Raw genomic sequence first — 22,739 nt, forward strand, 5'->3', positions numbered from 1 at the left:
GTGGCAGTAGAAAAAATGGACGAAACTAAATCAAAAGCAACAGATATGGATACGATAGATGTTGCCCATTACTTTACAATCGTAAAGCGCAACTCCTTAAGGATATTACTTTTAGCGGTCGCATTCACTATTTTAGTCGCGTTATTTGTTTTTAGAATGACGCCGATATACTCATCATCGGCCACAATTTTAGTCGATTCTGAAAATACAAACCTAGTTTCTATTGAAGAAGTTTATGGTTTCGACAGCAATCGAAAAGACTATATGCAAACGCAATTTGAGATATTGCGTTCTCGTCAAATCGCAGAGCGTACGGTACGGAAATTAGCGCTGCATAAGAACGCTAGTTTTATGCCCGATGAGAATGATAAAGACGGGATTACGCTTTTAAAAGAAGCGTTAAAAGATGCACTTCCTTTTTTCCCTCAAGAAAAAGAAATAGAGCGTACGGAGGAGGAGCAAGAAGAATTAGATGTGCGTATTGCAACCAATAAGCTGATGAGGTCGCTAAATTTATCCTTAATTAGCAAAACACAGGTTATGGTTGTAACAGTTAATTCTGACATCCCTAAGTTATCGGCTATGATAGCGAACGCAGTTGCAGATGAGTACATTGATAACTATTTACTATCGAAGTTAGAGATGACATCTAAGGCCACAGAGTTTTTAACGGAAAGCTTAGATGGACTTAAGCGCAAGCTTATCATTTCTGAAAATAGACTAGCAGACTTCTTTGAGCGAAACCAAGTAGTTAATCTTCATGGTGTTGTTGGCCTTGCTGCCGACGAGTTAGAAGGTTTAAGCGAGCAGCTACTAGATGCTCAAAATGCGTTAAAACTAAACGAAACGATTTATAGACAAACGCAAACTAACAATTCGATTGAAGGTATTGCTAGCCTGCCCGAAGTATTGAATCACCCTACTATCCAAGGCGTGAGAAGGGACGAAGCAAAAGCTATGACTCGGGTGTCTGAGCTTAGTAAGGTGTATGGCCCCAAACACCCTAATATGATTGCAGCCAATGCTGAATTAAATTCAATACGCGAAACCTTAGCAACTCAAACCCGCGATTTGGTGTCGAGTATAAACAAACAATATTTGCTCTCTAAGGAACGAGTAGAGCTACTTAAAGCGCAAGTGGAGCAAGCGAAAGCTAATTATCGCAGGCTCTCTACCCTTGAAAATGAACGCCTTACTTTACAAAGAGAAGTTGATATAAACCAGCAATTGTATGATTCCTTCTTTACAAGATTAAAAGAAACAGATGAGCTAGGCGGTTTTGAAACGGCCAATGCTAGAATTCTTGATAAAGCTATAGTGCCCTCGGTCCCTTCTAAACCAAACAAAAAGCTATTAATAGCTATGGCATTTATTTTTAGTATAGGCTTCGGTGTGTTTGTAGCAATCCTTATGGACACCCTAAATAGTGGTATAAACTCAGTTGATGATGTTGAGAAAAAGTTAGGACAAAGGATGCTGGGCTTAATTCCTTGGCTTCCCCACAAGAAAAAGACGGACTTGCCGGTTAGGTCCTATTTTGATTCTTCAAAGCATCAGTTTTCTGAAGCATTAAGAACGCTGAGAACAAGCCTTTCTTTATTGAACCTAAATAAAGAAAAGCAGGCAGTAATGGTTACCTCTAGCGTACCAAAAGAAGGTAAAACTACCGTTTCACTTAATTTGGCTTTCGCTTTTGGCCAATTGAAAAAGACTGTTGTGGTAGATGCAGACCTTCGGAGGCCCAGTATAGGAAAAATGTTCAATATACCCGTATACCAGCCAGGAGTAGCTAATTTAATCCTCAAAACACACACGGTAGACGAGTGCGTTGTAACAGATGAGGAATCAGGCATTGACGTAATTACCGCCGGCACTGTCCCATCTAACCCACAGGAATTATTGGCCGATACCGAATTTGCGACATTAATCGAAAAGTTAAAAAAGACATACGATTTTGTAGTATTGGATACAGCGCCCACACAAGCTGTAAGTGATTCTATGATAGTAGCAGAATGTGCAGATTCAATCGTGTATGTAGTTCGGGCAGACGCAACAAGCGACAAGGTAATTAATAGTGGTATAGGCAGATTATTACAGGTCGGCCACAGGGTTGACGGTGTGGTATTAAATCAAGTCGATTTACGCAAGTCTGATGTATCTCAAAAATATGCCGGTTTTTATGATCAATATGGCTATACTAGCGAGAACTCATAGCAGGTTGTTTAACGTTGATTGATTTACATAGCCATATTTTGCCTGATATCGATGATGGTGCTCGTTCAATGGACATGTCTCTCGATATGGCTAGGCAGGCCGTGGAAAACGGGATCACGCACATGGTGTGTACCCCTCATATACACGCGGGATATTTTGATAATACCTTTAAGGCGATAGAGCAATCGTATATATTGCTAAAAGCTCGGTTGGACTCTGAGCAGATACCACTTCAGCTATCTTTTGGTGCTGAAGTTAGAGTATCTGAACAAATTCCCTCTTGGATTTTACACAATGAAATTCCATTTATTGGAAAGTTTGCCTCACGTAAGGTTCTCCTACTTGAAATGCCTCATAGCCACGTTCCAGTGGGTATAGAAATGCTGATAAAGTGGCTATTAGAAAATAACATACAGCCTTTGATTGCCCACCCCGAGAGAAATAGAGAGCTATTAGCCGACAACGGAAAGTTTGAATGGCTGCGCAGAACAAATGTTATTTTCCAACTAACTGCTGGGGCTTTGGTAGGCCGATTTGGGGCCAAAGTGAATGAGTTTGCGTTAAAGTTAATTCAAGAGCGAAAAATTCAAGTTGTGGCTTCCGATACGCATAATTTAACTAAACGTCCAAACGATATGGCGAAGGCTTACGAAGTTGTTGCTATGTTAAATGAAGATTATGCCAAGGAAGTGTTTTATTCCCGTCCTGCATCAATTGTTATTAGATCAGATAATATCTATTAATGAGACAGCTACGTATTTTAGGTTTGGCAAGCATAGTAATTGTGGCTCTGTTTTTCACGTTTAAATTCTATATTGCCGACTTGCATTATTATAATGTGAAAAATAATGTAGAACGTTGGAGAAAAGATCCTACTAGCGCTGATTTAGAAAGTATTGAAAAAAGTATGGTGCGCATAGATAAGGCGATATCACTATCTTCAGATAACGCGCTTTACTACCAGCTTAGAGGGCAACTTCACGAGTGGAAAAGTTATATTTCACCGTTAGATAAACGCTTTCACTTAAAAAACGCCACTTCAGAATATAAGAAAAGCTTGGTCTACCGCCCTTATTGGGCTCCCACATGGATAAATTTGGCGTGGGTGAAGTGGCGATTAAATGAGTTGGACGAAGACTTCGAATTATACTTAGCCAATGCATTAAAAACAGGGGCTCAACAAGCGTCAGTTCATTATTTTATAGTAGATTTTGCATTTGCTCAGTACAATCTAAAGTCTGCCAAATACTTATTAGTATATAAACTATTACCTTTGCACCTCAAAATGGGGCTACAAAATCCGCTGAGTGAAAGAAACGTTTTAAAAGCAATTAAAGAGAGAAACGCGTCTGAACTAGCTTGCCGACTCTTAAAAAGCGAACCTTTAAGGCTGCGTAAAAAGATACCAGGATGCAGGTAAACATCTATTTGATATAAAAGTGAAATATTACTGTGAACTTTTACGCTTCTTGCTTATAAGGCCGAGAGCCAATATAACAACAAAAGTGGCGGCATTCGCCGGCGCTTGCAGCGGAAAATCTACGGTGCTGTGCATACCCATTCCAATGAATGCCATAACACTTGCAAAGGCTGCACCTAAATATGCGGGCCGTTCTCTGGTTCGCAACGATATTACCGCGGCAATAAAGCAAGTCATACCTAGGATTGATAAAATGAAGGTAGCGATCCATCCAAACTCTAAAGTGAATTGCAGATATTCGTTGTGGGCGTGGTCGTAGAAGTGCTGTACTTTATCGCTCTGCACGTGAGGATAAAGTGTATAGAAAGTTCCTCCGCCGCTACCAAGTAGCTTAAATCTACTGAGGAGTGGTAATGTATCTTGAATTACTTCATCTCTAGTCTCTTTTTCAAAATTCGTTTGTTCAATTCTCTGCTTGACCTCCGATAGACCGAATACACTGCTTACCAAAAAGAGGTCTATTACTAACAAGCTTATAAATAAAGCGGTAAACGATTTTGTTTTAGTTTTAAATAAAACTAAACCTAGCATTGAGGTTATAGTCATTGCAGCAAAAAAGGCTGTATTACCCATGCGAGAACGCGACATAATTAATGCGATCACCATAATAATAATACTTATACGCACCAGCGCTTTTTTGCTTAATAGAAAGTCTAAACAGTACCTCAATATGTCCCGACGTCTTACTAGTTTCCTCTGTGGATTACGGCAAGCAATTAAATACCCCAAAGCAGCACTCAATGTTAATACTAAATAGTTAGCGAAGTGATTTTTGTACACGAAACTACCAGTAGCTATGTGTGTAACGTTGTATTTGAAAATTATGCTTTTTTGAATGTTTAGCAATACTTCGAATGCGCCATATATAGCCTGAATACTGCCTGCTAAACATATTGTTAAAAGTAGTAACCTAATACGTTTCGACGTTTTTACTAGCGTTAGGGTAATTAGAAACAGCGACACGTACGCTAGGGTTTTTAAAAGTGTAATTTTGCTTTGAGCTGCATCATAGCTCAAAGCCATAAGGGGGCCTTCTTCGGAATTAATAGACATTAACCTATCGGGCCTAATAACTGCTATTACTTCATAGGGCAGAGGAATTATCAAAAGAAGTTGGAATACACAAAACAAAGTAGCCAATATAAAAGCAAGCTTGTACTGTTTAAGGCAGTTATATATGCCGCTAGCGTTAAAGGTTAGTAGTGCAAGAAGCAATGCAAATGTAATGAACTCAACTAAAGCCCACGCCCATGGCCTATTTGATCCCAGAGGAATGGGGAGCCACACTAGTAAGAAAAGAAAGCAGCCAAAGATGGGCGCTTCAGCTGCTTTGATCTTTAGGTTAAACATCTGCGGTTTAAAAGAGGGGACTCCAATTAAATTAGTTACCTGAAACTGTATCGCCGCCGCCCCCGGGGGTTGTATCATTAGTAGTTACAGGTAAATCAGGAGCTCCAGCGACGAGAGTATCGTCCCCACCAGCAGCGGTAGCACTCAACTCCGAAACGTCAACACCGGCATTAGCCAGTGCTAATAAAGCATCGTCTTGAGACGAAAAGGCACCAGTTTGAAGAGCGACATTATATATTTCTTGGCTCTCACCTGGGAATAGAATAATCGCAATAATTGCTACAGAGTCTGCTTGATCGGGGTAAAGAGACATACCCGCTATCGTTAAATCAAAACCATTTGTGCTCTCATCAAAAAGAGTAACAAGTTGGGTTAAAAGAGATTCATTAGCTTCTAAAAAATTTCTAGATTCGATCGATAGGCCTGTTATCTCACCGGCCAATAGTGCACGAACTACCTCATTGATGGTATCAATACTAACACCATCATCAGTCGTGCTATCTAACTGAAGCCTAGCAAGTAAATCTTTAGCCTGCTCGCCTGGCACACCACCTGCAGCAACGACACTTTCACCTGAATCATTGTCTACCTGGGCAAACGATGGCGCTACCGCTAACATCAGGCAAGTGAATAAAAGTACTACGCGCGAATTTTTCATAAAAGCATCCCTAAAAATATTGCTTTATAAGCCTGAATGTTATCCCAATCTATGATAATTGTATACGCAACAGACAAAATAAATGGGCGGTTTAGGTATATCATTTCCATAATTCCGGACGCGCATGATAATAGCCTTGCTGGTTTATCACTTTGAGGTTCTTTAACGTTGAGCTTTCCTCTTCACTTTCGACTAGTTCACTTATAACCGATATTTGAAGACTGGTTGCTATACTTACGAGACTGCTTATAAATAGTTGGTTGTCGCCGCTTTCATTTATGTCCTTGGTTAAATTTCCGGAAATCTTGACATAGTCCGGATGTATTGCGCGTAAACCAGTAAGAGAAGCTAGGTTAGCGCCAAAGTGTTCTATAGTTATCCTCGCTTTGAATGAACGTACTAGGTTTGTGAATGCGATTACGCTTTGTTTATTGTGAATGAGTGAATCATCCTCAATCTCAAAAACCAATTGTGGTCCTATCTCTTTATTATCGTTTAAAAAGGCGCTTAGCCACGAAGTAAACTCTGGGTCACAAATAGATGCAGTAGACAAGTTGACTGCGATTGAAAGGTTGCTACCGTGCAACTTTCGAGAAATTAGCGTTGTAACAAGGGTATCTACTTTGGGGATAAGGTTTAAGCGTTCTGATGCTGGGATAAGTTGAGACATTGGGATGTACTCATTGGTAGCAACGTCTTTAAACCTTGCAAACCCTTCATGATAAATTGCAGAAGAGGTTTCCACGTTTATAATAGGCTGTAGAAATATATCTGCATGCTGATGGGAAATAATACGATTTAATCTAGTTCTCCATTCAGTATTGCTTTGAATGTATGAAAGTTTCGAAGCCAATTGCCAGCATCTATCAAGTCGTGTGGATGCAAGTAAAGCACTATCAGCTTTCTCCATAACCTCAGAAAAAGAATCTCCACTGGTAAATTCGGTTCCTCCGACCCAGACAACTTTGCTCCCATCTTTTAGCATGTCTACAGTCGACAGTTTTTGGGCCAACTCTTCTACGCGTAATGCGCATTCATTCTGCGGAATACCTTCCATACAAATTGCAAAATCTGCTCCGGATACTCTAAAACAATTTGCTTTATCATGGTAATCGGAAACTAAGCTCTGAAGAACGCTTACGGCACGCTTTAAATATTCATCGCCTTGAGCAGCCCCCTGCATGTTGTTTACGTGAGAAAGCTGGGCAAGCCGGACAATAATTAAATAGCCGCGCTCGCCAGCCGCTGATGAACTGAGTAGGGCATTTAAATGTCGTTTGAAGGCGTTTCGGTTCATAAGGCCTGTAACATTATCTTCAAATGCTATTGACTTAAATTGTTCTGCTTTTTCAGATAGTTCTTTAAACATAGCTTCTACCGAAGCCGAGAGTTTGTTTATCGCCAAAACGATGAACGAAAGCTCCTTCGTAAAGGGCTTATATTCAATTTGGGAAAATTCAAGTCGCTGAATATCGGATATTTTCGTAGTTACAATGCTAAGTGGTTTCGTTATGGCGCGTATGATAAAAAATAGAGCTACATAGGCAATAGCGAATGCGAAAGAAAACATTGCTGCGCTTTGTTTTATACTCTCCCAGAGCTTTTCATTCGCGAGACCTGGGTGACTCTTAACCGCTAAATACCCCGCCATATTCCAGCCGTTAGACAACTCTGTTTCTTTAACAGGAGGATCTACTTCAATGATATCGGTAAACCATTCTGGGACAGTGTCTATTTTGTTAGGGTTTTCTCTAATAACCAACTGATTACCGTCCAGGTCTGATAGAAGGATGCTTTGATAATATCCCCTATCAAATATGGCATTAATCATAGTTTCCGCGATTGGTAGGCCGCCGTCTTCCGAAACGTACGGAGTAATTGATAAGCCCAATGATGTAGCAGTATCTTGCGCATGCGTTGCTAACTGTTCATGAACATATTCTTGCGTAAGCTTTATATTTATAAGGAAGGAGCCTAAAAATACAGCTATCAAAAAAACAAGAAGGCTTACACTAAGTTGACTTGAGAGTTTCATATTTGTTTTATTTCCCTTCAATCACTTCATCTAATCGGGCAATCATATCATCCCACATTTTCATAGAACCTTTACCCCTAAGTTTGCGACCTTTACCCATTGACTTTGCTGTCCACAACCCTTGGCCGTTAAAGCTATATATTGGCGCTAAATCACGCCTCTTGCTGGCAGGGAGAATTCGTTTGTTTATATTATCGAGTACTAAAGGTACAGAGGTTGGCGTATTGTAGTAAGCTAATACCATATGCGGTTGCTTTAACTTTAACGCCGTTACATACATAAGGCGCAGCTTCGACTCGGGTACACCAAGTTCTAGCAAAGAAAAATATTTAGCTATTACGTAGTCTTCGCAGTCTCCAGCACCAGTGGCTATAAATTCTATGGGCGTGGCCCAATAGTCAGCTTTACGCCAGTGTTGTATGTCGCTTACAAATTCAAAACGATTAAAGAAACGATTTACCTCAAAGAGTTTCTCGTCTACATCTTCGCTCTCTAACTCGACTAAAAGTTTATTCCACTTCAAAATATCTCTTCTAGCGGGTTCACCATATCGCTCAGAAATGAGTGCATATATTTCCTGAGTGAAAATATCTTTTAATGAGGCAAATGAAACTGGAAGGAACGCAACACCTACTATGGCAACCAACCATACCCAATATGCCGCAATATTGAATCGCGGATATAATTTACGGGTTTTTACAGGGTGGTTAAGTGGTCGAGTCAAACTCTGTGTCTTTGTACGAAACGCGTTTAGTTTGAAATGTATCATAAAATGAAATGAGTAGAGCGGTTATCACAAAACTTTTCGACGTATATAAACAACTTACTCGTGCGACCTTTGCAATAAAAAGTAAATGATAATTTTGTTTAAGTGAAAGCCAAGAGAGTATAAGGTATATACAGTAACGATTGTTCGCAATACATTTGAAGTATGGGCGACCCGCCCTCACCAACCCTAAGTTAAAGACTCATTCATTTGCTAACCTATTTTCAAGGCGGGTGTAGTAATGACAACCCAAAGGGATTTTGAATATGGCGCTGATTACAATAAACCCTATGAAGTCTACAACGATAGGTGGCGTAGAAACACTCATACGTGAAATTCAGTCTAGCTATCGCGAAGTAGACGTTATTGAGTTATACCAAGATTCCCCCCGTGAGGAGAAATTCCCTGAAAACCCAAAAGTAGACTACCTAAGTTATGGAAGAGCGGGAAGCCCTTCTATTTTCTATAAAGTGTTAACGAAGCTTAACCAGCGGGATAAAATATCTTCAGTAAACGAAAAATATGATGCCAATACCATTGTAATTTTCCATCCAAATGATCTGCTTTATATGCCCCATAAAGTGCGTAAAAGCGCAAGAATAATACTTGTGCAAACCAATAGGTTAGATATCTATTTTGCAAAGCTGGAAACGCTGGTGATGCACCTACTCGCTAGGTACGTAGACCTATTTACAGTATATACAGTTGCGGATAAGCATGCTGTAGATGAATTTTATGGAAAATGGTTTCGCGCAATATCGGTCATCCCTAGGGGTTGTAAATTAAAAACTGCAAAATCAATTCCCTCTAGGAAAAAAAAGCTTATTACAATAGCGCGTATTCACGAGCATCAGAAAAACTTTAAGGGGCTTGTAGAGGTGGTAAAAAAACTTCCATCTGACTACACGCTTTCAATTTATGGAGACGGGCCTACAGAGGAAGTTAACAATCTTAAACATTTAATTAAAACGGTACCAAATATAAAGTTCCACGGCTCTACTTCTGACGTTACAGAAGCTCTCCGCGAACATTCGCTATTCGTAATGTCGTCTCATTATGAAGGGTTTGGTCAAACCCTGATTGAAGCGCGAAGTCAGGGGCTCCCGATTGTTGCATTTCGGACATTTGATGCTCTGTCTTGGATTATAAAAGAAGATAGTAACGGCAAAATTATAAGCGCTTATGATACTAGTGCATTCGCTGATGCTATTGTGAACATTTTAGAAAGTGACGCGATATTTGAGAGTATGGCAACAAACGCATTGCGTTACGCGAAAGAGACAGAAAAAGAAAACATTAATAGAATTTGGTCGAGTGCATTAACGTATGAGTAGCATCAAATATTCCATAATTGTACCAGTATTTAACAACCAGTCAGGTGTTGACCAGATAATTGAAGCTTTGCATTCGATAGAGGGCTTTGGCGAAAAAGCAGAACTTATAATTGTAGATGATGGGTCCACCATACCGATAGCTGTGAATGAATCCGATTGGGTCAGGCTGATTCGCCAACCCAATACAGGGGTTTCTGGCGCAAGAAACCATGGTATTAAAGCAGCAAAAGGTACCTACGTTTCATTTCTTGATTCAGACGATAGCTATGATACAAAAGTGCTAAACGTTTGGGATGAAGTCACAAAGCAAAGTACTGATGCATCAGTATTCGTATTTGAATATAGAATATGCGATAGAATAAATAATAAGATATTTTATCAAACACATAAATGTGGCTCGGGCTTATACAGTGGTAGTGATGCACTTAAATATTACTTTGAAAAACAAATATTTAGCCACATTTGCAGTATCGTTATAAATCGGAAATTTTTGATAAAAAACGCTATCCTCTTTAATCAAAACTTAGCACTTTCAGAAGATGTTCTTTTTGCGATTGAATGTATCTATTATGCGCCGCGGGTTCACGTGGAACGGCGTAGTTATTTCAGCTACGTCATTCATAAGGGGTCGGTTACAAATGTTGTCGCGACTGAAAAAGTACTTAATCATTTCGAAGCTTTCAAAGTGATTAATAACGTTGGTGTACCTTATGACATAATTCCATATAGAAACTACTTTATTGCCACTATGTATCTCAATTTTCTATTAAAGCTAATTTCCAATAAAACGAGTAGTGAGAAAGTAATAGTAAAAACAATAAGAAATAGAAATTTTTTACAAGAAAGTTTAAAAAGTAAATTTTCTATAAGGTACGCTGTAACGTTAGGTTTTAAATTGGTTAGTTATCTTCCATCTTCTTTTTTGAAGTTATTATTGTCGAAAGTTTGTTTAAGACGCCATGAATATTAAAAAAGCAGTTTTTTATTTGCTATGTTTATTAGCGCCGTTTGAAAACTCTTCGCTAGCAGCTATAGGAGGTGTTTTTACTGCGCCTTTAGCTATCATATTGTTGCCCCTAATGCTTGTGCTAATACTTATTGATATTAGACGGTTATCAGCCCTTGACGTTAAAGTAATAAAATTTTTCTTTTTAACGTTAGGTTTATCTTTTGTTAGTCTAGTTTTCTTTGTAGATTTCGATACGCTTTTTCTTATTGATAGGGGGTCGAGATTTATCCTAATTGTTATACCTACTTTTACGGTTTTTCTGTTCACTATGCGGCAAAGTATGCAAACAATAAATACAGGCTGTTTAATTATTTTTACTATAGTTGCTGCATCCTATATCATTAATTTTATAGCCCCCAGTATAGTAAATAACCCTTCTTTCTTACAGTATAACGCAGCCTTTTCGCCTCATCGTATGAGGGGGTTCACATTAGAAGCAAGTACTTTTGCTTTTCAGTTTGTTTTAGCATGCTTATTATTCGCTAGAATAAAGAGTATAAGACCGCTTTATAGTTTTATTGTGATAAGCATTCTTGCATTTTTGACCACATCAAAGGGGGGAGCTCTAGGTTTTATAGCCGCTTTTCTACTTTCTTATATTATTTGTTTATTTAAAGTTTCGACCAAAGTGAAATATCTAAGCTCCGCGTTGCTAATTCCATTAATATTGTTAGCGTCGCAAGATTCAATAGCAGCAATGTTTGCTACTGATATTCAAAAATATACTAGTGTAGCAACGCGCTCTACCATATCGCTTACGGCAATAGTTTCGTTGTTCCATTACCCTATTGGAGCTGGATTTTTTGGTTTCTTACCAAGCATCTATAACTGTGGACCAATTGCCATGGAGATATTAGACAGCCTCTTCCCTAATACATTTAACTACAGCGAAGTGATGAAATATTTTGTTGTAGGGCAAGTAAAAGGCGTAGGTACAAAAACGTTTTTTATGGATTGGCTCATTATTGGGGGAATGGTTTTCTTGTACTTTTATGCAAAATCAATAAAAGGATTAATAAAAACTCTAAATAAAAGTAAGGATTTTTATTTATACACAATATTTCTATTCTTAGTTATCGCTACTTTTTTCTATATGCCACTAGACGGTAGGTATATAGCGCCAATTTCTTTAGCTTTTATTATTAAGGCATCAAGAACGATTGGAAAAGTTAAATAATATTAACCTTAAATGAAAGTGAATTAAGATATGGAAAAGAAAAGGTTTGAAGTTTTAGATTCATTTAGAGGTCTCTGTGCTCTGTGCGTAGTAGTTTTCCATATGAGATTTGCGGGCTCTTTTACAGAATTTACCTTTTTCAGAAGTAGTGAATATTTCGTTGAGTTTTTCTTTTTCTTAAGCGGCTTTGTTTTGGCGCACGGCTATGCTTCGAAAAAAGATATAGATTTCTTCTCATTTATGAAAATCCGTTTCTATCGATTGTACCCCCTTCATATTTTAATGCTGGGAATTTTTCTAATAATTGAAACTGGTAAGTACTTTGCTTTTCGTTTCATTGGTTTTTCGTTCACAAATACTCCTTTCTCTGGCGCTTCATCGCCTGATGAGTTAATTCCGAATGTTTTACTTATTCAGTCATGGTTTCCGCAATTCGATCACTTGTCGTTCAATTATCCCTCTTGGAGTATTAGCGTCGAGTTTTACGTATATGCTATATTTTTTGTGACAATTTCTGGGTTTGTAAAGTATAAAACGGCAAGTTGGATAGTTTTATCACTAGGTGCTATTGGGATGTTGATAGGATCTAGCCTTTACCTACCTATTCCGGCTTTAAAAGGAATATTTTGCTTTTTTACCGGCGCTTTAATATACAAAGTTTATGTTACATATAATAGAAGGGTGAAATTCAATTTTTTATTTTCATCGGTGTTAGAGTTTACAGTACTTTTTCTAACGATAGTTGCAATTTCCATGAACTTCGCACTTAAGCCTTTAATCGTTCCTTTTTTATTTTCTCTTGTTTTGTTTTTTTATTCTTTTGAATCAGGGTTTTTTTCTAAATTTTTTAGGTGGCACGGGTTTCAATGGCTAGGTATGCTTTCTTATTCTATATATATGACTCATGCTGCCATTTTATTTGTAGTTATATCTATCGGCATTATTTTTCAAAAGATATTAGGACATCCTATTGCCCCAATGGTTGATTCGATTAGGTATATTGACCTCGGTAAGCCTGCGTTAAATAATACACTTGCTATCGCTATCATTATCGTTGTCGTTGGAATATCTTCTATTACCTATCGTTACGTAGAACTCAAAGGAATTGCTCTAGGTAAACGAAGAAGAAAATAAAAGTAATAAATACGTAGATTTTGGGGTTAGAGGTTTTTAAATGAAAAAGGTTACATATATTTTAAAGTCGTTCCCAGTGCTATCACAGACATTTGTAATAGATCAGATAAATAACCTTATTGAGAATGGGTATGATGTTCAAATAGTTTCGTTATTTCCCGAAAAAATAGATTCAAAATTGGAAAGCAGCGTAGCAAAGTATGATCTTCTGTCGAGAACGGATTATGTGTGCGCAAAAGGCTCTAAGATTTCGAAAATTATTTCATTGTTAAACGCGTCCTTTACTTGTCTAAAAAATATAGTAAAAACTAGGCCTGTATTAGAGCTCTTTATGCACTTAGTAAAGAGCGGTGATTTAAAAAGCGGTCTGACTATAGTCCGTTTATACCATTATCTAAAGACCAGTAGTTCGCTTTCTGAGCAGCACAGAAACGGCGTATTTGTCGCACATTTTGGCCAGTTTGGGGTAATAACACAGGCTATGATCGACGCAGAGACGTTATCCGGAAAGCTTCTTACGGTTTTTCATGGTTATGAAATGAGTGAATATAAACAAATCGAGATATGGAAAGATAGATATATTCAGCTATGCAAAGGAGAAAACAGACTACTGCCAATTAGTGATTTCTGGCGAGAACGTCTTATAGCATGGGGGGGAACTCCAGAATATATTGATGTACTACATATGGGGGTGGATATATCTTCTATACCTTTTACACCTCAACCTTTACAAGAAAAAGTTAATATTCTCACTGTTGCTAGAGCTACTGAAAAGAAAGGGCTTTCATACGCGTTTAAAGCGGTATCTTTGGGCTTGGGGTTTGACTTTACCTATAATTATATAGGGGGAGGTGAACTTGAAGATGAACTTAAAGAACAAGTCTCATACTACGATAATGTAGATAAAATCAATTTCCTCGGCGCTCGTTCACACTCAGAAGTAAAAAGCTATCTCAATAACGCGGATATCTTTTTACTTCCCTCAGTAACAGACTCACTTGGCGATATGGAGGGTATCCCAGTTTCGCTTATGGAAGCAATGGCTGCTGGAATACTAGTTATTTCAACGCGCCATAGCGGTATACCTGAACTAATTGAAGATGGCGTCACGGGTTTTCTCGCTCCAGAGAAAGATGCTTCTGCACTCAATCGTATTCTTAATGAAGTGTTCACTAGTGACAATATTAGCGATATTCAGTTGAAGGCTAGAAAGAAAGTTGAAGATGAGTTCAATTCTGATAACTTAACCAAACAGCTTATAAATTTCATAGAACAGTAGTAGCATTTAAATAAACAAACGATGCAGATAGAAAAATGTCAACGGTGGTTATTATATAGATATAAAGTTGAAGCTATTTGCGATTAATTCTGTGAATCATACTACGGAAAGCACTATGATTGAAAATGACCCTCGAGTTACTGTGATCATTCCTACTTATCATGATTGGGAACGGCTCACAGCATGCTTAGATGCCCTAAAACTTCAAACTTATGACGCACATTTAGTTGAGATATTAGTCGTTAATAATGATCCATGCGATGTTCCACCCGCATTATCGTTAGCGGAAAATGTAACTATTTTGGCTGAGAGTAAGCCTGGTTCTTATGCTGCTAGAAATTTAGGTCTTGCTAAATCAACTGGTGAAATTATCTTTTTTACCGACTCCGATTGCAAACCAGCAAATGACTGGATTGAAAACGCAGTAGCCGTATTTAAAGAGAAACCAGATGTTGAACGCGTGGCCGGTAGAGTAAAAGTATTTTCTGCACATGAAAATTTTAAGCTGATTGAGTTATACGATTCCGTATTCGCTTTTCAGCAGTGTGATTACGTCAAGAGTGGTTTCGCAGTAACTGCAAACTTAGCCGTCCGTAGACGATGCTTTGAAAATGTAGGGATATTTAACGCTGATTTAATGTCTGGAGGGGATGTTGAGTGGAATTTAAAAGCCACAGAAGCTGGCTTTTTGATGCGATATTGCTCGAATGTTGTCGTTCAACATCCCGCCCGAGATACGCTTAACGAGTTATTAGTTAAGGCCAAAAGGGTGGCCGGTGGGCGGTATAAAAAGGAAAGGTTTCAAGCAATAAAGTGGTCATTTACTCGAGGTATATTGCCACCCACAGGAGCCTATAAGACCATTGTCCAAGCGAGATTGAACAGCACGAAAAGTGCTATTATCCTTTTCCTGTTATTTTATATGCTCAAAGTTTACACATCCATAAATATTTGGTTACTGGCTCTCAATTTAGCTCAACCGTCAAGAAAGTAGGGTTTATATCAGAAAATATATAGAGATGAGAACACTTGCTCATGGGTGTGCCCAAACTATTATATCGCCAGCCCAATTTAAGTAATGAGCGCCAAAATTTATAGTTCCTGAAAATTGACTGCTTGATACTTTTAAAGAGTTATATGCATTATTAAAGGGCACACCTGCACAACCATGACACAAGGTAGATGCAAAAAATGCCTTCAGAAAGGTTCGCCTACTTATTCTATTCATAAGGTTTCTATGTTTTTATCGGTTGTGTATTTAACACTCTAGCATCTGAAGTGATAACGTCTCTATTTATCATAGACTGTTATAAAGCGATTAATAAACGTACTTTCGTTGAAGTTTTGGTAGCAATGCTCGAACGCTTCTTTTCGTTTTAGCTTCAGAACTTTATCGATAGATATTCAGGTGTCACTTTTCTGTATAAGTAGAGAGGTATCCTATTGGAAATGTTATGTTGTCTAACTAATTAAAAAATGTTAGTGCGCGGCACTAACCTTGCTTAATTCAAATTAATTTCTCCTGAGTATGTAATACAATGAAAGTTCTGCACGTTTGCGAATCTGTTACCGGCGGCATAGCCACTTACCTGAATGAACTCATACCTCATCAAATTAGTCTGTATGGTATAGAAAACGTTAGGTTGATAGTTGCGAGAGAGCAGGCGAAGGAAATCATCTTACCCAGTAGAGTTATTGTTACGTTCGAACAACTTAGTAGATCTAGTTTGGTTGCCCAATATCGAATGTCGCAAACGTACTTTAAACAGGTTAAAGATTTCCAGCCTTCTGTGGTTCACGTTCATAGTACGTTTGCCGGGCTTTGGTTTAGATTGCCGTTACTGTGGAAAAAGAAGAAGCCCTACAAAGTAGTTTACTGTAGTCACGGGTGGGCATTTGATATGCAAAAGCCTATGTGGATTAAGCATATATTTGCCTTCGCTGAAAAGGCACTTTTGCATTGTACTGATAACGTAGTGTGTATAAGCGAGCATGATAAAAAGCTTGCGGCGTCCTTCGGAATCAGCACAAAAAAGTTAAAAGTAGTTAAAAATACAGTTGAACTCGCAGATAAGAAAATTACTCCGGTGGACTTAGATCCTAACCTTATTAATTACTTGTATGTTGGTAGGTTCGATGAGCAAAAAGGTTTTGATATTTTATCAGATGCAGTTCACGCAAGCGAAAATAGAAATTTTCGTGTTTATTGTATAGGCGGAGCTGTAGTGTCTAGTACAGATACAGCCCAGTGCTTTGAAGACCCTCGCCTCATAGCGTTAGGTTGGAAACCAAAGAACGAAGTATTGCGGTACATGAAAGGTTGCGAAGCACTTATTGTGCCCTCAAGATGGGAAGGGTTCGGCTTAGTGGCACTGGAAGCTTTAGTTTGCGGGTGTCCCGTTTTTCATAGTGGGGCAGGGGGCTTACCAGAGATTTTACCTAATAGCGAATACTCTACTCAGTTAGCTGCGCCAATGGTTGAGTCGATTCAAAAGCTATTTGATAGAACGAGTAAAAGAATGCTCGTCGAAAGGAAAAGGCAACTCAGTAAGGTTTTTAAGCTTACCTATACGGTAAAGAACCTAGCTGAGGAGCTGAACGAAATATATAAAAATTAAGTGTCTCTGAAATTACAATTTAATGAATTAGCCTTGGCGAACTATAATTAATAAAGGAATAGTCAGTGAAATTTAGACAAGATATTAACGGACTAAGAGCTATAGCTGTTTTGGCGGTGGTGCTTTTTCACTTTGAGCCTGAACTTATTCAAGGAGGGTTCGTAGGGGTAGATATTTTTTTTGTTATTTCTGGCTTTCTTATGACCAGAATAGTACTTACTAAACTAGACGCAAAAACGTTCAGTATCACCTCATTTTACGTATCCCGTGCTAACCGGATAATCCCAGCGCTACTAGTATTAGTGCTTCTATTGACAATAGTATTGCCATTGGTTATCCCCATCCCAGATTACTTAGAGTTTACAAAACGTGCAGTATCTGCCGTCTTATTTGTTTCTAACAACTATTTCTATAGTCAGGGAGGGTACTTTGAAGCTAACTCGCAGTTTAACTGGTTGCTTCATACATGGTCTTTGTCTGTAGAGTGGCAGTTTTATTTATTATTCCCCATTATCGTTGTAGCCTTAAATAGATTTATGACCACGAACAAATTTATTTGGTGCTTTTTAATAGCGATAATCGCAAGTTTCGCGCTTGGCATTTTTTATTCGTATACCAATAGTAGCTTTGGATACTTTATGTTAGTAACTCGCGCTTGGGAGTTACTTGCAGGAGGGGTCGTCTACTTTCTAAGTCTTAAAAATAGCGAAGAAAGATCAAAATTTACGGAGTATTTAGGTCTATTACTAATTTTAGGATCTGTTTTCTTTGTTAACGAAGCAACTCCCTGGCCCGGCTATATGGCAATTTTACCTGTACTAGGAACCTGTTTAGTCCTTTTTTCTCAGCGTTATACAAGCCATATAACAGGAAATAGAATATTTCAACGAATGGGTCTTTGGTCTTATTCTATATATTTATGGCATTGGCCAGTTGTGGTTCTAGGACAATTTTTTGATGTACCCTATTGGACTTTTTTTGGATTGATAGTGTCAGTTATACTAGGGTGGCTTAGCTATACCTTTGTAGAAAAAAAAGATATATTTTCATACTCAATATTTTTTATAACGAATAAATTAACAGCGCCTATTGTCACAATTAGTCTATGTGTAGTTATTGTTGGAGCCTATGTATCAGGTAAGCACTATTCAAAACTTTATCCTGAAAAAGTTAAACCTTATATTATGGGACTACATTTTTACGAGAATGGAATACAACGGTATCCGGATAAAGGAAAAGTAGTTCATATAAACAAGGCTAACGACAATGCCCCTAGCTACCTGATGATAGGAGACAGTAACGCAGCTCACTACGCTTACGGAATGGCTGAAGTAGATGACCGACACTATCTACTTTCATGGATATCATCTTGTTTAAATTTCCCCGATTATACTACAAAGCCGTATGCTGACTGGATGGACAAAAAGTGGTTGAAACAATGCCAAAACAATTACAAAACGCTTTATGACTATGACGAGCTGGATGTGATTTTAGCGCAGCATTGGTACAAGAAAAATGGAGTAATCTGTGTTTCAGAAGAGTGTAGCTTAAATTTGAGCCTTGTTACCTACAATGATTTTCTCCTCAACCAACTAGAAAAATTAGTGTCTATAGTAGGGACTAATAGAAATCTTTATATTGTAGGTTTTGTACCCGCTCCAGCTAACTCAGTAGTAACTTGTATGAAGAAAATTTTCAATTCTGACTGCGAACGAAAATCAAGCGCATTTTCACCAGAGCGCATCGAAATAAACAGATTGCTTGAAAACTTTTCTACACGTTTTTCAAATGTGCACTTTATTGACCCATTTCAAGCAGTTTGTAATGACCAGCCAGTCTGTACAACGGTAATCAACGATAAAAATTTATTTTTCGATGAAGGACATTTGTCTCAGTTTGGTTCTCAAGTAATGTGGGAATATATAGCTAGTGAGTTACCCTGAGTTATCAAGCTATAGATAGCGGCAACAAATTAGCTTAATGGCACACTGCAATATATGTCTAGTTTCAGGAAGCTAAAATAAGGGGGCTGAATGATCGACCTTAAGGTGCTTTTACAGAACAAAATTTCTAGTATCGAAGAACTGGCTCAAACACTTTTACAAGCTTTTAATTTAGTGAATTTCAAAAACGTTTCTAGTTTGCTCACCTTTCGTAAGCATCGGGTAGGTGATGTACTTTCGACAGGAAGAACACAGTGGATTGTTTGTACCGAACCAACTCCTTTTGAAGTAAACAATAGCCTTTATTTAAAAGCTATTGGCGACGTATTTGTAGAAGACTTTAATGACGGCAAGATGAGCCAATCGGAATATGTATCCCTAGCGAATGATTTTTGTATGGCACAGAGTACAGGGAATCGCTTAGTTTTTGATGCAGATATTACCTACGAATTTTCTCACGACACTTCGTTCAATATTTACGTCGAATCCGGTGGCTGGTATTGTAGCGGCAACTGTAGGCTCGTATGGAAAGGAGCTCCAAAAGCCGGATATGCCATTAAGGTGTTGGGTCGCTTTGCTTACGGGCATCACTACGCATCCTTGGTCAATAACTCAAATTACTGCCCGTTAGAGGGTTTCAATATTGGTAATTACAACCAGATGCTGTCTGGTATTGGCTTATGCATTGGGAGTTCTGTGTCTCTAAGCTCAATGAATTCAGCTGTGGTAACGAGTAAGTTTACTATCAAGCGAGTTTCCGTATTCGACTTTGATGATGTTATCGTTTTTTACCCAGGGGTGTGGGCTTGCGAGTTACATCAAGTTAATACTATGGGGGGCTCGTGGCAAACACCTTTCTATTTTAATGGGTTAGATTTTGGCGAAAGTATAAAACTAACCAATTGCTTCATAGCCGATAATCACCGAAGAGTGGTTGATAACGAACTCGGAAAGGTAAACTTCAATACAGGTGAATTTATCGTATACGGTAGCTCATTTAATAACATGCGTGTTGTTGTAAACGGTGATGCCGTTGTTAAGATGAATTGTCCCCATTTCGAAAATCCTCAATCAAAGGCCAAAAATAAGCGATTTCTGGAAGTGGTAGGTTCACATGCATACTGTGTATTAGATAAGCCTCAGATAGTTATTAGAGATACGCCTATATATAGCAACTTGTTTTACTGTAAAGCAGGAACAACTAAAAACCGTCACCCTTATGCGGGCGGATTAGTGTTTATCTCTCCTAGCTATAATGCAGCTTCTAACTACCGACCTGATTTAGCCCCCTTTCAAGATGACGACATCGAATATGAAAGTGATGGATATCTAGAACTCGTAGGCGGAGGGGGACGCGTTTATTTAGAAGGGGGCGCACATATTAATTCGCTTTTTTACTCCAATAGTCCGATTCCTATATCGAGAAATCTAGTCGGTAGGAGTTTGATCAACAGTGACTTTAGCCAATTAAACCAATCTAATGTTCTTTCAGGATGGAGGGTGTTAGAGGACGCTGGAAAAGTTCGTATCGTAAATATCGGGAACAATAAAACTCTCAGAATTGATTGCGACAGTGAAATGTTTAGAACTAATGGCGTTTATCAAGAAATAGACTGCAGAGCTAGCAGTTTACTTATGCTTACTATGAAGTATCGTTGGGAAACCGAACCACATGACGCCGCGAACTCATTTATTTCTATTGAAGTTGAGTTTAGAGAGAGAGATTCATCTGAGGTTATTAGTTCACGCCGTAAATTGAAAGGTTTAAGCGATCACACTGATGGGAAAACAATGAACTGGAATATGGCCCATATTTATAAGATTGTTCCGGCAGGCGCAAATAATGTGTTGATAAGATTATTGCTCAATTCAAATGGCACTATAGGAGCAAATAACGTTGCTGCCTCTATCGACTCTTCAATCGTTAACTTAATATAGCAGATAGGTTGAATATAATCTTACATAAAAAACTAGGTGGAATATACTCGGCTCGAACTAAAGCAAAGTATAATCTTTCGAGTATTTAAAAATCTATTTTTAGGGGGGAGGGGAGGCGTACTCAAACCATCTACGCGACAATAAAAAGTTATTTTTTTTGCAATTGTATAGCTGTTTATTCAATAATCAGAAACGCGGACAGCGTTTAAAATCAATGTTTTAATAAAAGGAAATTATAATACCTAATGAATAGAAGTTCACTGAAAAAAAAGGCATTGTCTTCGATCGCTTGGTCCGGCTCAATACAAATTTCCTCACAAGTCCTGAATTTCGTTTTTGGTATTGTACTCGCTCGGCTACTTGCTCCGGAAGTATTTGGTCTGATGGCAATGTTACTAGTATTCTCAATTGTTTCTCAATTACTGAGCGACTTCGGTTTTAGTGCTAGTTTAATTCAGAAAAAAGAAGTCACTAGCGAAGAGTCCTTCTCTTGTTTTGTTGTTAACTGTTTAATAGGAACGATATTCGCTATTTGCCTGATTTTAGCCAACTCATCCTTAGCTCAGTTCTATGGGGAGCCATTTGTTGAAGTGCTTGCGTTAGCTATTGCGCCTTTATTTCTCATTAACAGTACCTGTAGTGTGCCAACAGCACTATTGTCACGCGAGCTATCGCATAAGAAAATTTCAGTAATACAACTCTCTTCAGTATTGTTGGGTTCACTGTTTGCAATAGTGTGCGCGATATTGGAGTTTGGTGTTTGGAGCCTTGTAGTTCAACAGTATGTAACAGCACTTCTTAGAGCTATGTTACTTTTAAAAGTATCGAATTTTAAGGTTTCAGCGTTTCGGCTATCATCAGTTAAGCCACTTTTAAGATTTAGCGCTAGTGTGTTTACTACAAAAGTTATTCAACAAGTGGCCCAACAAACAGATAAAGTTCTGGTCGGGAAATTTGCTGGGGCAGCTACCCTCGGGTTTTACTCGAGAGCTTACTATCTGACTGCCTTTCCAATTACAAATATTACTAGAGTAGTTAGCGATGTAATGTTTCCAGTGCTTAGTCAGTTCAAAGAGGACATAAGTAAAGTTAAGGAGGTATATTTCCGGTTAGTTGGAATGATTGCTGTCTTAACATTTCCGATTTTGATTGGCATGGCTTTTTTAGCTGAAGATATAATTTTGCTTCTGCTAGGTGAAAGATGGTTGCCGATGACAAAGTTCTTTGTAGTATTTAGCCTAGTGAATATATTTTCAACTATTGGTCAGCTTTGTAGTTCATTCTTTCTATCCCAAGGTCGAGCAGACCTGCTACTTAAAATTAACTTATTCACGCAGCCCGCAAGAATTTTATTATTAATTATCGGTATACAATGGGGGATCGAAGGGATCTTACTTGCATACATTTTTTCTACTCTTGTAAGCTTTTTTACCCCTCTTTTGATACTCACTAGAGTAGTTTTGAAGAGCAACATAAGCTCTGTTTTTCTTGCTTTATTTAAACCTTTATTAGCAAGTGTTCTCATGTACGCCATATTGGTACTATCCAAAATCTGGATGGATTTAAATAGTCCATTTATGTCTATTTTCTTTTTTGGTGCTACAGGTGCAATTTCTTACCTACTATTTATGCGTCTTTTTAAAGATGCTTCCTACTTAGAACTGGAAAGCTTACTATTGAAGAAAATTAAGTTTAGAAATTGCTAATTTTAAGATAGATATAAAAAGTAACGATTGATATGTGGTGATTTTTATTCATATAAAAATATATCAAAAAAATTAATGAGACTGTAACTAATGGAACC

Annotated in this window: 17 protein-coding genes; 13 read left to right on the plus strand and 4 right to left on the minus strand. The window is 38.2% G+C overall.

The annotated features are described in order from the left end of the window. From GTH32_RS01895 to GTH32_RS01905, 3 genes are read left to right on the plus strand one after another with little or no spacing between them, the layout of a single operon-like run. Positions 1-2,214, plus strand: a complete 2,214-nt coding sequence (locus GTH32_RS01895; RefSeq protein ID WP_425482352.1) for a GumC family protein — start codon at positions 1-3, stop codon at positions 2,212-2,214. A gap of 14 nt (positions 2,215-2,228) precedes the next feature. Continuing rightward, positions 2,229-2,957 (plus strand): tyrosine-protein phosphatase, encoded by a 729-nt coding sequence (locus GTH32_RS01900; protein ID WP_163083549.1) that lies wholly within the window; start codon positions 2,229-2,231, stop codon positions 2,955-2,957. Further along, the gene (locus GTH32_RS01905; RefSeq protein WP_203565327.1) at positions 2,957-3,634 is read left to right on the plus strand and encodes a VpsP family polysaccharide biosynthesis protein; all 678 of its coding nucleotides are present in this window, start codon (positions 2,957-2,959) and stop codon (positions 3,632-3,634) included. The genes GTH32_RS01900 and GTH32_RS01905 overlap by 1 nt, the downstream gene beginning before the upstream one ends. A 27-nt stretch (positions 3,635-3,661) precedes the next feature. Here GTH32_RS01905 and GTH32_RS19455 read toward each other — a convergent pair whose 3' ends face one another. From GTH32_RS19455 to GTH32_RS01925, 4 genes are all read right to left on the minus strand, one after another. Further along, on the minus strand, positions 3,662-4,474 hold the full coding sequence (locus GTH32_RS19455) for an O-antigen ligase family protein (RefSeq protein ID WP_343033374.1): 813 nt from the start codon (positions 4,472-4,474) through the stop codon (positions 3,662-3,664). A 601-nt stretch (positions 4,475-5,075) separates the two neighbouring features. Then, on the minus strand, positions 5,076-5,702 hold the full coding sequence (locus GTH32_RS01915; RefSeq protein WP_163083551.1) for a hypothetical protein: 627 nt from the start codon (positions 5,700-5,702) through the stop codon (positions 5,076-5,078). 100 nt (positions 5,703-5,802) lie between these two features. Continuing rightward, the gene (locus tag GTH32_RS01920) at positions 5,803-7,758 is read right to left on the minus strand and encodes a bifunctional diguanylate cyclase/phosphodiesterase (protein ID WP_246223106.1); all 1,956 of its coding nucleotides are present in this window, start codon (positions 7,756-7,758) and stop codon (positions 5,803-5,805) included. Next, positions 7,745-8,404, minus strand: a complete 660-nt coding sequence (locus GTH32_RS01925; protein ID WP_425482353.1) for a transglutaminase-like cysteine peptidase — start codon at positions 8,402-8,404, stop codon at positions 7,745-7,747. The genes GTH32_RS01920 and GTH32_RS01925 overlap by 14 nt, the downstream gene beginning before the upstream one ends. A gap of 365 nt (positions 8,405-8,769) precedes the next feature. Between GTH32_RS01925 and GTH32_RS01930 the strand changes: the two genes are divergently transcribed. The 10 genes from GTH32_RS01930 (at position 8,770) to GTH32_RS01975 (ending at position 22,641) form a co-directional block, all read left to right on the plus strand. Next, positions 8,770-9,837 carry a glycosyltransferase gene (locus GTH32_RS01930; RefSeq protein ID WP_163083553.1) on the plus strand — a complete coding sequence of 356 codons (1,068 nt, stop codon included), beginning with the start codon at positions 8,770-8,772 and terminating at the stop codon, positions 9,835-9,837. Further along, a complete protein-coding gene (locus GTH32_RS01935; protein ID WP_163083554.1) occupies positions 9,830-10,807 on the plus strand; it encodes a glycosyltransferase in 978 nt (325 codons plus the stop codon). Before GTH32_RS01930 ends, GTH32_RS01935 begins: the two co-directional genes overlap by 8 nt. Further along, positions 10,797-12,023, plus strand: coding sequence for a hypothetical protein (locus GTH32_RS01940; protein ID WP_163083555.1), 1,227 nt, complete (start codon positions 10,797-10,799; stop codon positions 12,021-12,023). Before GTH32_RS01935 ends, GTH32_RS01940 begins: the two co-directional genes overlap by 11 nt. A gap of 30 nt (positions 12,024-12,053) precedes the next feature. Further along, positions 12,054-13,157 (plus strand): acyltransferase family protein, encoded by a 1,104-nt coding sequence (locus tag GTH32_RS01945; protein ID WP_163083556.1) that lies wholly within the window; start codon positions 12,054-12,056, stop codon positions 13,155-13,157. 40 nt (positions 13,158-13,197) lie between these two features. Next, a complete protein-coding gene (locus GTH32_RS01950; protein WP_163083557.1) occupies positions 13,198-14,436 on the plus strand; it encodes a glycosyltransferase in 1,239 nt (412 codons plus the stop codon). 115 nt (positions 14,437-14,551) lie between these two features. Beyond that, positions 14,552-15,430, plus strand: coding sequence for a glycosyltransferase family 2 protein (locus GTH32_RS01955; protein WP_163083558.1), 879 nt, complete (start codon positions 14,552-14,554; stop codon positions 15,428-15,430). Between the two features lie 544 nt (positions 15,431-15,974). Continuing rightward, complete coding sequence (locus GTH32_RS01960; protein ID WP_163083559.1) at positions 15,975-17,054, plus strand: glycosyltransferase family 4 protein; 1,080 nt, start codon at positions 15,975-15,977, stop codon at positions 17,052-17,054. Between the two features lie 65 nt (positions 17,055-17,119). Next, positions 17,120-18,997 (plus strand): acyltransferase family protein, encoded by a 1,878-nt coding sequence (locus GTH32_RS19700; RefSeq protein ID WP_163083560.1) that lies wholly within the window; start codon positions 17,120-17,122, stop codon positions 18,995-18,997. A gap of 90 nt (positions 18,998-19,087) precedes the next feature. Beyond that, a complete protein-coding gene (locus GTH32_RS01970; RefSeq protein ID WP_163083561.1) occupies positions 19,088-20,935 on the plus strand; it encodes a hypothetical protein in 1,848 nt (615 codons plus the stop codon). A 245-nt stretch (positions 20,936-21,180) separates the two neighbouring features. After that, positions 21,181-22,641 carry a lipopolysaccharide biosynthesis protein gene (locus GTH32_RS01975; RefSeq protein ID WP_163083562.1) on the plus strand — a complete coding sequence of 487 codons (1,461 nt, stop codon included), beginning with the start codon at positions 21,181-21,183 and terminating at the stop codon, positions 22,639-22,641. Positions 22,642-22,739: the final 98 nt, after the last annotated feature.

It is taken from the genome of Alteromonas profundi (assembly GCF_010500865.1).
GTDB classification, from domain to species: Bacteria; Pseudomonadota; Gammaproteobacteria; order Enterobacterales; family Alteromonadaceae; genus Alteromonas; species Alteromonas profundi.

Bases quoted from the DNA above. Each gene is read 5' to 3' on its own strand.
- GTH32_RS01905 (WP_203565327.1), top strand. From the start codon at position 2,957: ATGAGACAGCTACGTATTTTAGGTTTGGCAAGCATAGTAATTGTGGCT.
- GTH32_RS01915 (WP_163083551.1), bottom strand. From the start codon at position 5,702: ATGAAAAATTCGCGCGTAGTACTTTTATTCACTTGCCTGATGTTAGCG.
- GTH32_RS01930 (WP_163083553.1), top strand. From the start codon at position 8,770: ATGGCGCTGATTACAATAAACCCTATGAAGTCTACAACGATAGGTGGC.
- GTH32_RS01935 (WP_163083554.1), top strand. From the start codon at position 9,830: ATGAGTAGCATCAAATATTCCATAATTGTACCAGTATTTAACAACCAG.
- GTH32_RS01940 (WP_163083555.1), top strand. From the start codon at position 10,797: ATGAATATTAAAAAAGCAGTTTTTTATTTGCTATGTTTATTAGCGCCG.
- GTH32_RS01945 (WP_163083556.1), top strand. From the start codon at position 12,054: ATGGAAAAGAAAAGGTTTGAAGTTTTAGATTCATTTAGAGGTCTCTGT.
- GTH32_RS01950 (WP_163083557.1), top strand. From the start codon at position 13,198: ATGAAAAAGGTTACATATATTTTAAAGTCGTTCCCAGTGCTATCACAG.
- GTH32_RS01955 (WP_163083558.1), top strand. From the start codon at position 14,552: ATGATTGAAAATGACCCTCGAGTTACTGTGATCATTCCTACTTATCAT.
- GTH32_RS01960 (WP_163083559.1), top strand. From the start codon at position 15,975: ATGAAAGTTCTGCACGTTTGCGAATCTGTTACCGGCGGCATAGCCACT.
- GTH32_RS01970 (WP_163083561.1), top strand. From the start codon at position 19,088: ATGATCGACCTTAAGGTGCTTTTACAGAACAAAATTTCTAGTATCGAA.
- GTH32_RS01975 (WP_163083562.1), top strand. From the start codon at position 21,181: ATGAATAGAAGTTCACTGAAAAAAAAGGCATTGTCTTCGATCGCTTGG.